This is a genomic window from Roseofilum halophilum BLCC-M91, assembly GCF_030068445.1.
Taxonomy (GTDB): domain Bacteria; phylum Cyanobacteriota; class Cyanobacteriia; order Cyanobacteriales; family Desertifilaceae; genus Roseofilum; species Roseofilum halophilum.
The window spans coordinates 26,984-35,882 of sequence record NZ_JAQPOK010000115.1; the positions used below are offsets into that span (position 1 = coordinate 26,984).

9 protein-coding genes and 1 pseudogene are annotated in these 8,899 nt (G+C 40.0%); 8 read left to right on the top strand and 2 right to left on the bottom strand.

What is annotated here, in order from left to right; all coding sequences use genetic code 11:
* Positions 1-21 precede the first annotated feature (21 nt).
* From PJF56_RS15515 to PJF56_RS15545, 7 genes are all read left to right on the top strand, one after another.
* Entirely contained in the window at positions 22-1,290 is a 1,269-nt protein-coding gene (locus PJF56_RS15515; RefSeq protein WP_283763598.1) for a lipopolysaccharide biosynthesis protein, read from the top strand.
* An 82-nt stretch (positions 1,291-1,372) separates the two neighbouring features.
* Positions 1,373-2,365, top strand: coding sequence for a glycosyltransferase family 2 protein (locus tag PJF56_RS15520; protein ID WP_283763599.1), 993 nt, complete (start codon positions 1,373-1,375; stop codon positions 2,363-2,365).
* A gap of 111 nt (positions 2,366-2,476) precedes the next feature.
* Complete coding sequence (locus PJF56_RS15525) at positions 2,477-3,019, top strand: hypothetical protein (protein WP_283763600.1); 543 nt, start codon at positions 2,477-2,479, stop codon at positions 3,017-3,019.
* A gap of 16 nt (positions 3,020-3,035) precedes the next feature.
* Positions 3,036-4,088 carry an aldo/keto reductase gene (locus tag PJF56_RS15530; RefSeq protein WP_283763601.1) on the top strand — a complete coding sequence of 351 codons (1,053 nt, stop codon included), beginning with the start codon at positions 3,036-3,038 and terminating at the stop codon, positions 4,086-4,088.
* Between the two features lie 32 nt (positions 4,089-4,120).
* A complete protein-coding gene (locus tag PJF56_RS15535; RefSeq protein ID WP_283763602.1) occupies positions 4,121-5,038 on the top strand; it encodes a glycosyltransferase family 2 protein in 918 nt (305 codons plus the stop codon).
* 26 nt (positions 5,039-5,064) lie between these two features.
* Entirely contained in the window at positions 5,065-5,712 is a 648-nt protein-coding gene (locus PJF56_RS15540; RefSeq protein WP_283763603.1) for a hypothetical protein, read from the top strand.
* Between the two features lie 227 nt (positions 5,713-5,939).
* A complete protein-coding gene (locus PJF56_RS15545) occupies positions 5,940-6,647 on the top strand; it encodes a hypothetical protein (protein WP_283763604.1) in 708 nt (235 codons plus the stop codon).
* A gap of 118 nt (positions 6,648-6,765) precedes the next feature.
* Here the strand turns inward: PJF56_RS15545 and PJF56_RS15550 are convergent, their stop codons facing one another.
* Together PJF56_RS15550 and PJF56_RS22215 are read right to left on the bottom strand one after the other, a co-directional pair.
* Entirely contained in the window at positions 6,766-7,095 is a 330-nt protein-coding gene (locus PJF56_RS15550; protein ID WP_283763605.1) for a XisI protein, read from the bottom strand.
* Positions 7,083-7,498, bottom strand: a pseudogene (locus PJF56_RS22215) (XisH family protein). Before PJF56_RS22215 ends, PJF56_RS15550 begins: the two are co-directional and overlap by 13 nt.
* Positions 7,499-7,616: 118 nt before the next feature.
* Between PJF56_RS22215 and PJF56_RS15565 the strand changes: the two are divergent.
* Positions 7,617-8,684, top strand: a complete 1,068-nt coding sequence (locus PJF56_RS15565) for a hypothetical protein (protein ID WP_283763607.1) — start codon at positions 7,617-7,619, stop codon at positions 8,682-8,684.
* The last annotated feature ends 215 nt before the right edge of the window (positions 8,685-8,899 follow it).

Here is an 8,899-nt window from a genome sequence, read left to right on the forward strand (position 1 = left end):
TAAACTCAATTATACAAACGAATGGTGGGAAAACTTTTAAACATCGATCGCTGGAAACAGTTGCTCTCCAATCAATTTCTACGCAATGCTGGATGGTTGGGACTGGCAGAACTGGCTAACCGTATTTTCCGCTTGGGGACAACCGTGACTTTGGCACGAATGTTTAGTCAAGAAGATTACGGGTTGATGGCGATCGTTTATACCGTTTTTGAGTTTGCTAATGTACTAACCCTCCGAAATGGATTAGGAGCAAAAATTATTCAAGCTGACGAAGCAGATCTAGAAGATATCTGTAATACTTCATACTGGATTAACTGGATACTCTGTATTTCAATCACACTCTTACAATGTGGAATGGCTTTTCCCATCGCCCATCTCTACGGCACTCCAGAGTTGGTCTTACCCCTTTGTGCCCTATCTTCCATGTATTTATTATTTCCTTTCTTCATGGTGCAAGGGGCCTTGATCGATCGCGAAAATCGATTAAAAATCCGTGCTTTTTGTTACGCAGCACAGTCTCTCATTAGTAATGTAGTGACAATTACCCTCGCCTTATTCGGCTTTGGCGTGTGGGCGATCGTTTTATCCCTGGTATTATCCACTCCCATCTGGATTCTAATAACTTGGAAAAATCACCCTTGGAGACCTCGAAAATCCATTACATTTGCAAAATGGAAAACTGTAATTAACTATGGGCGTAATATGCTCGGAATCGATCTCTTAATCCGAATCAAAAATAACTTGGATTACTTAATTGTAGGGAAGATTTTAGGATTAGATGCTCTAGGGATTTATTTCTTCGCTTTTAATGCCGGATCGGGAATTACCATGAATGTCGTTAACGCTCTAATGTCAGCCCTATTTCCTCATTTGTGTTCCGTTCGGGATCAAATCCATCTTCTGAAACAAGAATATTTCCATAGCCTGAAAAAAGTAGCCAAAATTCTAATTCCCTTAGTATTGCTCCAAACCCTACTTGCTCCTTTCTATGTTCCCATCATCTTTGGTTCTAAGTGGTCGGAAGCCATTCCTGTTTTAATGATTATTTGTCTTTCGGTTATTCCTAGAGCCTATAAATGGGCCTCTGCGACTTTAATCAATACTGTTGATAAAACTCATATTTCCTTACAACTCGATCTACTTTACACCCTAATATTTGCCGTGGTGCTTTGGATCGTAACGCCCTATGGAATTCTGTCGGTCGCAGTCAGTGTTCTTATTCTCCATATACTCATGTCATCTTTTGTCAATTGGATTTCAATACGCCTGGTATTTGCAAAGATTTTGTAAAGATTGTAAAAACAGCGAAAAAATATGCTATCTTTAGGATTAATAAATGAGTGTAAACTGTCTAATATATTGAGGAAAAGCGATGTCTAACCCCCAAGTTACTGTTGTTGTTGTTCCTAGAGAGCGTTTTAGCTACACTCAAAAATCTCTGGAAAGCATTTATCAAAATACTCATTTCCCCTTTGATTTAGTTTATGTAGATGGCAACTCACCCGCTCCCTATAAAACCTATCTTGAACAGCAAGCTCAGGAGAAGCAGTTTAAGCTGATCAGGACTGACCATTTTTTAGCTCCTAATCAAGCGCGGAACTTGGGATTAGCTGAAGTTAAAACTAAGTACCTCGTCTTTATTGATAATGATGTTTTAGTTAAGCCAGGTTGGTTAGAAAACTTAGTCAATACGGCTGAAAAGACTGGTGCTTGGCTGGTTGGCCCCCTAACCTTGATTGGAGATGATTTTAAGACCATTCATATCGCTGGTGGAACCATTGAACTAAAGGAAAAAAATGGTAAACGCTCCATGATCCAGAAGCGTCCTTTCATGACTCGACCACTAGCAGAATTTGAGTCTCAGATCAAACCAGGAGCAACAGAACTCCTGGAATTTCATTGCATGTTAACTCGCCGTGAAGTTTTCGATCATTTTGGCCCCTTAGACGAACAATTCATGAATATGTGTGAAGAGGATGACCTCTGTATGCAAGTTGCCAATGCTGGTCATCTGATTTATTTGGAACCGAGTGCTGTGGTTTCATACGTTGTGCCCTCTCCTTCTGAATTTGCACGGTCTGATTTACCATTTTTCTTTATTCGCTGGAGCGATAGCTGGTGCAAAATTAGTGTAGAGCATTGTCGTCAAAAGTGGAATCTCGCAGATGATGCACCTTTCCCCAAACATACTGAGAAATTTGTTCGAGATCATCGCTTTCTGGTTATTCCCAGACCCAAGAAGTTGGCTGGTTATTTCCTCTATGGATTGAAGAGAATTATGCTGTTAGGCTTGTTGAAGCCTATCATGAATTGGAAGGCGTTACAGCTCCCTAGAAACCCAGGGCAAAACCTCTATTCAACTTAAGCTTGCTACTCAACTTGATACTAGATTGAGAGAAAGGAGTGACTTTGAATTAAATCTAGTATCAAGTCAGCTCCTTCAATTTATGAATCATTGTAAATTCTCCTTGAAATCATGCCTCTTATTCGTTATCTAACAACCTATATTGCCTCTTATTTTCAGGCTCGCAGGCTGAGAAAGCAATATCAATACCACCAGTTAAATAGAGAAGAAACTAGACAAGATGTTGTTCATTTTCTTATCACGGAAAACACCAGCTTACAAGTCTATTGGAAAAGTCTAAAAGCGGGAATTAGTGTAGCTGTTATATTTTGTGCTTTTGAGTATGAGGCGCTTCGATTTGATTGTTATCTCAAACGGAAAGGGCATTATCATCTCCAACTGATGGAGTGTCAAGATAACTGCAAAGAGCATGTATTGATGGCTGAATCAACTGTTGAAGAACAAATTGATCGAGCAATATTTGAATTGGAAAATAATTTATATTATTACCTACAGCGTCACCCCGATCGCCGAGTGCGGACATTGAAAGTAGAGCGATCGCCATTGAAAGCAGCAATACAAAGCGCCAGAACTAAAATGCTGCAAGATTTACAGAAGATTAAAGCAGATGGCATAAAGAGTGATTCTATACAATTAGTCAACTCACAGTCTTAGGTAGGAACAGAGTAGCATGATAAAAAGATACATTAAGCGATATCTAGAGGCGATCGCCGACTTCACCGACACCACTCAACCGCCCCAGCGTAGTCCAGAACTCCTGACCCAGATCGACCAAACCACCATGAAATATACTACCCTTGGTCGCACTGGACTTCAAGTAAGCGTTATGGGTTTAGGCAGTGGTGGATATAGCCAAATTGGTCAAAAAACCGGTAAAAACAAAAAAGAATCCGTAGAATTAGTGCGTACAGCACTTGATTTCGGCATTAATTTCTTGGACACTGCTGAAGCTTATCATACAGAGCATATCATCGGGAAAGCCATTCAACCGATCCCGCGCGAACAAGTCATTCTATCGACCAAAAAAAACCTCATCGATAAAGACCGCTTAATTACGAGCAAAGAGCTGGCTAAGGGAATTGACAATAGCCTGTACAATCTTCGTTCTGACTATATTGATATTTATAATCTTCACGGTGTCAAACCCGATCAATATGACTATATCTTAACCGAACTCGTCCCCATTTTATTCAAGATGCGTGATGCAGGTAAAATCAGGTTTCTTGGCATTACTGAAGCCTTTATCGACGATCCTAGCCATCAAATGTTGCAGCGTGCCGTTCAAGACAATTGTTGGGACACCATTATGTTAGGATTCAATATCCTCAATCAATCCGCACAACACCAAGTTTTACCTCAAGCGATTGAAAAAAAAATTGGGGTACTAGCAATGTTTGCAGTCCGTCGCGCCTTAAGCAATCAAGAAAATCTTAAACAAGCCATACTCCGATTAAAAAATATGGGATATTCTGAGCTAGAAGATCTAGATCGAGACAACCCTCTAGGTTTTCTATTTCACGAACAGGGCGCTAAAAACATTACTGATGCAGCGTATCGCTTTTCCCGCCATCAACCGGGAATTGACTTGGTGCTATTTGGAACAGGAAACCTCGATCATTTATCCGCTAACATCACCTCATTATTAAGTCCTCCATTACCGAGTTCAGATACACTAAAGCTGAACCAAATATTTACAAAAGTAGATGACTTTACAGGAAATTAACAAACATCATAGCAATTTAGCTCTATTTGCTTATGCCTAAAATTTCAATTGTTATTCCTACCTATAATGCAGAAAAAACGATCGCTTCCACCCTTCAATCTGTCATCAATCAAACATTTTCTGATATTGAAATTATTATTATCAATGACGGCTCCACAGATAACACCCTTCAAACCATTGAGACTTGCCAAGATCCAAGGATTCGGGTACTATCCTACAACAATGCTGGAGTTGCGATGGCCCGAAACCGAGGCATATCGCACGCTACAGGAGAGTATATTGCCTTTATTGATGCAGACGATCGCTGGACAACTGACAAGCTAGAACTCCAACTTCAAGCATTGCAAGAACACCCAGAAGCCGGAGTCGCTTATAGTTGGACAATTGATTTTATAGACGGTGAAGAAGATCGACAATTACCGGGTAAACCAGTTTACTTTTCAGGAAATGTTTATCCTCAACTTTTAATCTCTAATTTTCTCCTTCATGGTTCCAATCCTTTAGTCACCCGTCAGGCAATTGATTCAGTCGGAGAATTCGATCCCAACTGCACCCCCTCGGAAGATTGGGACTATTATATTCGGTTAGCCGCTCAATGGCCCTTTATTGTTGTACCTAAGCACCAAATTTTGTACCGTCAGTCTACCACCTCCAGTTCATCCAATATCCCTAAAATGGAAAAAGCAGGAGTTTATACCATAGAAAAAGCCTATAATTTAGCACCTTTTCAATACCAACATCTGAAAAAACAAAGTCTTGCAGGTTTTTTTCAATACTGCGCTCAACGCTATATTCAATGTAGTCATAATCGCCAGGACATTCAACCCGCCGGAAACAAATTATTGCAATCTTTATTCTTATACCCTCCCAGTCTAGGAACAGAGTATTTTCAACGTCTTTGTTTAGGATTTATGAAACGCTGGATATTCAAACATTTCCCTCAAACTTAAGAGAAATAACGTATTTAAACTAAATTATGATTTTTTCTAACCTAAAGAAAACTCTGGGAGTCTTGGTCTTTTTGTACTTTCCCATTTTGGCGATTCTGGTCTTAATTAAAATTCAAGATAGAGTGCCGATCTATTATCTTACTCTCGATCCAATTGCTGTAGGAAATAACCCATTTTATACAGGGGCGTTGTCTAATATTGGTATTCTCTTCTGGTGCGCTGCAACTACCGTCTGCTGGTTTTGTTTTGCTCTTCTGATCGAACTCAAACAAAAAAAGAGGTTGCAACTGTTTTTTCTGGCTTCAGGCGCACTGACTGCTTTCCTTTTATTTGACGATTTATTTGTTCTTCATTCCATTGGTTTCCCCCAATATTTGAAGATTCCAGAAGAAAGTATTGTGTTTATTTATTTATTGATTGTCATAGCCTATTTATCCATCTTTCGCCGAATGATTTTATCTACAGACAATATTTCCTTTGTTTTTGCCTTGATCTTCTTTGGCTTATCTGTTCTATTTGATAAGGAGGTTTTTCCTATACCGGATTACTGGCTGGATAATGGGAATAATTTGTTGCTAGAGGATGGATTTAAAATACTGGGTATTGTGAGCTGGTTTTATTACTTTGTTCAATTGGGAATTACTGAAATCAAAAAAGTTTATTTAAATCGCTAAAAATTACCGGAGGCGATCGCGGATACCGCCCTTTCCGCTCTTTTGAGGGACATCCCTGCTGGGATCTGTTGCCTCACCAACTGGTCTGTATGTAACAAAAAATAAAGATTTCCTTGATCAACTAACTTTAATGTTAGATTAAGAAAAGATTAAAAATTAATAAATTTAATACTACTTTCCTTTAATCTTGGGATAACTTCAGCCTTTAGGAACTCACCACTCTTACAATGTATTCAGAGAAAAAATTAGCTCCAAAACCCCATAGCTTTATCTCTAAAATTGCAAAAAATAAAACAATTATTTTTCTATTTTCAACAGTTCTGTTAACCCTATTAATTCTTAAGTTGCAAAATTCGATTGACCCGGGTTATCTAACCCGAGACCCGTCGGCTATCTTAGAAGCCCCATTTTATATCGGGATTATTTCCAATATAGGGATCTTAATGTGGTGTGCTTCAACCTCAATTTGTTTCTTTACTTTTGCGATTACTCGCAATCATTCGACTCCGATGATGTCGTCTTTTCTATTGGGTTCTGGAGCCATCAACTGTTTACTCCTCTTCGATGATTTTTTCTTACTTCATGAAGAGGTTTTTCCTAACTATTTATACAAATATTTATATACCAGCGAAAAAAGGGTGGTGGTAATTTATCTGATATTCGGGCTATGGTATGCTTTGAAAAACAGAAAAACAATTCTAAAAACTCGTTTTTCATTATTGATTATTGCTATTTCATGTTTTTTATTATCTGTTGTATGCGACCAAACAACATCTTATTTTCCAGAGGCTTGGATAAAAGATGGCACAAAAAACATAATTGAGGATGGATTTAAACTCCTAGGGATTGTTAGCTTTATTTATTACTATATTAATTTTTGTTTTAATTATATCAATCAGTTATTATGGGACAAAAAAGAGGGTAAAATGGATTAACGATCCAATCGAAATTCGATCCCCTAGAATAATGTACAGAAAGCGATCGCTCTGGATATCAATCCTCATTGTTACTCTCATCATCGCTTGCAGCACCTCTTCTTCCCACCCAATAAGCTCAACTCGCAGCAAAGTCAGTAAATTTTCGTTTATATGGAGCCTTAAAAGCCAAAACGATATCCTGTTTAGGGACTCCAGCTTCTACTAATTCATTAGCTACTCCAATTTCTGTCCCATCCCGTTCGATCCAAATTTTACCCTCTTTAATTTCTACATAAATAATACAACCAAAGACTCGTGTGAAATTCTGCCAACCCATATTCATAACTTGATAGCGATCGCGCTCCGTGTCAAATAACGATTTAACTTCCGTCTGGCGATTTGAGTGATTTTTAGCATGACGCTCTAGAATATTTTGGACGATTTCTGGATAATTTAGTCTCTCCATAGAACAATCTCCTCTTGCGCTGGATTGAAAATCAGTAATTTGAGTTGATATTCACCAATGATTCTTTGAATAAACTGGCGACTAAAAAACTCATTGTAAACATCGACTGGAATCGCTAAATACAGAACCCGATCCGGTTCAGTCAATCTCAAGGCTGAACGGTAGTTGAGACATTGACCCAGAGCTAGGTGAAATTCAGATACATCTGAGGGGCCTAAAAAGACTTGATTTCTACGGCTATTTTTTTACCGGTTTTTTCAGCAGCTAAAATTTTCTCTGCTGTTAGGTCTATGTAAAAATCAATATCCTCAACTTGAATAAAGAGATTTTCATCGGTAATTGTCCATTTATCTTTTTCGAGGGCTGTTTTAACGGTATGATGAAATATGTCTTTAGCTGGCATACTCGAATGAAATCTGTTTTACCACTACTCATACCATAAAGCGATCGCCAACTGATGTAAAGATTACTGATGCCCAGTAATTACCACGCTCCAATTGATAATTCACTGGTTTATAGGAATGTTTAAAAAACGATCGCTCTGGATATCGATCCTCGTTGTTACCCTAATCATCGCTTGCAGCACCTCTTCTTCCTCCGTTCCCAAACTGCGCGATAAGCATCATCAACCGTTTTCGAGCGAGAGTATCTGGAACATGCCCATTGGTGCTGATGCCCAATACAGTGGGGCAGGTTTAGGTCAAGCCAAACGGTTTTCCCCGGAAATCAACTATTACATTGTTACCCAGGAAACCGATCCTCAAGTGCCTTGGTATTTCCCGCAAAACTGGGGGGTGGGGCGATGCGAGTTGGGGGGTAGGCAATTAGGAAAGATTCATGTTCGAGCAGACTTAATTGTGCCCGATGCCACAGAAAACAAAACTCCGAATAATGCGGCTGCTTTTTTGGCTCCTGATGGAGAAACTTTAATTCAGTTAAACCCTCTGACTCGCTGCGAAAAAGGCGGGCCAGTTTTTGGCCATCCTACCCCCAGAGAAGAAAATATCTATGGCATGGGAATTACGGGAGGTCAAGGAGGTTCTGGGTTATCCAGTATTGGGGGAACCATTCGCTTAGGGGAGTTGTTGCCTTCTGCGCCTCCCATTCCCCATGTTCTAAAATTATTGGTTTATGCCCATCAATATCTCTATCGAGAACCTCCAGGGTATCGATGGCCGGCTGTTCGTTCTGATGCTTATGCCTACAAGGATGATTCTCCCCTCCGATATGGTGGCTCAAATCCGAAGTTAGTTATGGGCGCTCTGTTAGCGATTCCTCCAGAGATGAGGGAAGACGATTTAGGGCTGCAAACCCTGCCGGGAAAAAAGCTATTTCACGCCCTACAGGACTATGGGGGGTATATTGTTGATGATACCGCTTGGGATAATTATGCGATCGCCCTGGAAAGCGGAGCCGAAACAGAATTTGAGTTGACCTACGGTTATTCCTTTGGTAAAAATTCTGGGCCCTTTTATGAGGATATCAATCAACTCTTTCGAGCTTTATCCATCGTCGATAACAATACCCCTGAAACCCTGGGAGGAGGAGGAACCCCACGCCAACCCCTAGCTCCCCCCATTGGGAATTAGTATGCAGCGCTACGGGCTGCTATGAGGTGCATTACAGCAGTTTTCGCTGTTCTGCGGTACATTGTGGAATTTTAATTACAGCAGTTTTCGCTGCTATGCGGTACATTTCGATCCCCCCAACCCCCCTTAAAAAGGGGGGCAGTAAAAGTCCCCCTTTTTAAGGGGGATTTAGGGGGATCTTTTCTGACTGTACCTCATTACCGCGCGAAGCGCTG